The organism is Streptomyces sp. AV19 (assembly GCF_015999245.1).
Classification (GTDB): Bacteria; Actinomycetota; Actinomycetes; order Streptomycetales; family Streptomycetaceae; genus Streptomyces.
Window position 1 is genome coordinate 1 of the sequence record NZ_JAEAMR010000078.1, and the last position, 2,194, is coordinate 2,194.

Sequence of the window (2,194 nt, forward strand, 5' to 3'; positions counted from 1 at the left end):
GCTCGATCCGGCTGTAGGGCGGGCCGCTGCGGTTGGGCTCCAGGTTGTAGCTGCTCGCCACGATCGCCGTCCCGCCGGACGACAGGGACGTGACCGAGATGAGTTCGGAGTCGTCCAGCCACAGCCGCCACGGCCGTGCCGTCTGCTCGTTCGGCCAGTCCCAGTAGCGGGTGGCGGTCTGGGGGTAGAACCGGCGGTGCAGCAGCCCCTCGGCGCTCCGGGAGGCGGATTCCAGGGCACGGTCGATCCGCCCGTTGCTGCGGGACGTCTCCTTGAAGTCGAGTTCGGCCTTCATGTCCTCGCGGGTGGCGTACCAGACGCCCATCGCCGGTCGCCTCCTCTCGCCGTCTCGCTGGTGTGCTAGGTCAGTCCGTGTCGCCGAGGGCGGGCTCAGGATCGGACGGTTCCTCCGTCGGGTCGCCATCCGTCGAAGGGGCAGAAGAGGTGTCCGTCGGGGCCTTCTCGGAGCGGCTCGCCGTCGTGCGGGCACGCTTCCGGGGCGCGGGTGCGCTCGGCTCGGAGCTCGTCGGCGGCGTCTCGGTAGATGCTGAGGAGCTGCTCCCAGGCCACGTCTCTTCACCTCTGTCGGTCTCGGAGGCCAGTTCCGTGGTGGCCGGGGCCGCCCCCGCTGGGGACGCGGTGGGGACGGGGGCGGCACCGGGGTTGTTGGTGGGCCCGCCGTGGCGGGTGATCTTCGGCATGGACCCCTCCTCGTGAAAGGCCGTTGAGTGGCAGCGCGGGCATCGGAAGAGGCCGACCGCGTATTTCGTCGTGCATCCCTCGCACACCCAGAGCGTCATGAGGCGGGCTCCACGATCAGCCAGGCCACCGTCGAGGTGTCCAGGGCGCTGGACGAGGTGATCGTGAACGACGTGCCGGCACTCCTGGCTGAAATGCGCAGGAAGCCGACCGTTCCGCCGTCGGCCTGCGAGGTGAGGAAAATCCGGCTGGTGGCCGTCACCTTGGTAGTGCTCACTGTGGCGGCGCCACCGGTGAGAGTGGCCACCCCCATGGTGGCGTTCGAGCCCTCTTTGACCTTCAGGCCCTTGCCGGCCGTGCTGATGGAGATGTCGCCGAGGCTGGCGAAGTCCCCGTTGGTCTGGGCGCCTTGAAGGGTGGTGTAACCGCTGACGGTCAGAGCGTCGTCCGTCTTCAGGGTGTCGGCGCTGTCGCGGTAGAGGTTGGTGTCGACCGCGCCGGAGCCAGCGCCCCACTCCAGCTTGCCGTCCGCGTTGACGACGAACCGGGCCGCGGCGTCCCCCGTCACCCGGGCCGTGAGCGCGTCCGACGTCGAGGCGGAACCCTCCAGCCGCCACGTGCCCGTCATGCGCAGCACGCCAGCCGAGTCGCGGTCGAGGACGGTGTCCGGCAGGGCACCGGTCCCGTCCATGAACTCGATCCGGCCGTCCCGGACCATCAGGTACTTCCCCAGGAGCAGGGGCTCCTGCCCCTGGTTCTGCGCGAGGCCGCATATGGTCCCGCCCCGGTTGCGCGTCGTCTTCGGCATGGCTACGCCGCAACCACGGACGCGCCGTCGTCGAGCGGCACGTAGAACAGGCTCCACTTGATCGCACCGGTGGCGTCAGCGGCGCTCACGTGCAGGTCGAGCGTTCCAGCCCGCAGGACGAAAGGCTCCTGCGGGAATGGGGCGACAGCCTCCAGCACCGCGAGCGCCCCGCCCACCGTGGAGACGCCATAGAAGTTGCCCACTGGGTCAGCTGTGATGGCCACAGCGGTGGTGATGTCGCTGTCGGTGCCGACGGCCGGGTTCGCGACCAACTTCGCAGACGGAGTGGTGCCGCCGATGACTGTGGTCACCTCGCCGATGATGCCGGTGACGATGACTCGGCCGCCGGACACCGTGAACAGGCTGGAGAGGGCATTCTGTGGAACTGTAGCCGCCGCCTTGTCCACCTTCGTGCCGAAATTCACAGTACGGAGCTGGGAGCCCTGGATGATGACAGACATGATCAGCCCCCTGATCAGGTGTTGAGGTTGGCGAGGTTGGTGGGCTTGCGCTGAACGTTGAGGTCGAGCGCGAGGTTGACGATCGCCACGTACTTCGACCCGTTGGTGCCCAGGTCCGGGACGTTGAGGGACACCCACTCGTAACCGTCGGACAGCTGCTCGGAACCGACTTCGACGACCACGAGCTGCTGCGCGGACGCGGAGCCCACGTTGGTGATCTCGGACG

At 68.5% G+C, this 2,194-nt stretch carries 5 protein-coding genes; 1 reads left to right on the forward strand and 4 read right to left on the reverse strand.

Features of this window, described 5'->3' with window-relative positions:
• The coding region (locus tag I5Q34_RS33345) for a hypothetical protein (protein WP_199896242.1) at positions 1–325 on the reverse strand (325 nt) is incomplete at its 3' end.
• A 119-nt stretch (positions 326–444) separates the two neighbouring features.
• Between I5Q34_RS33345 and I5Q34_RS33350 the strand changes: the two genes are divergently transcribed.
• A complete protein-coding gene (locus I5Q34_RS33350; protein ID WP_199896243.1) occupies positions 445–717 on the forward strand; it encodes a hypothetical protein in 273 nt (90 codons plus the stop codon).
• 79 nt (positions 718–796) lie between these two features.
• Here I5Q34_RS33350 and I5Q34_RS33355 read toward each other — a convergent pair whose 3' ends face one another.
• The 3 genes from I5Q34_RS33355 to I5Q34_RS33365 all read right to left on the reverse strand — a co-directional run.
• A complete protein-coding gene (locus I5Q34_RS33355) occupies positions 797–1,507 on the reverse strand; it encodes a hypothetical protein (RefSeq protein WP_199896244.1) in 711 nt (236 codons plus the stop codon).
• Positions 1,508–1,509: 2 nt separating this feature from the next.
• Entirely contained in the window at positions 1,510–1,968 is a 459-nt protein-coding gene (locus I5Q34_RS33360) for a hypothetical protein (RefSeq protein ID WP_199896245.1), read from the reverse strand.
• Between the two features lie 14 nt (positions 1,969–1,982).
• The coding region (locus I5Q34_RS33365; RefSeq protein WP_199896230.1) for a hypothetical protein at positions 1,983–2,194 on the reverse strand (212 nt) is incomplete at its 5' end.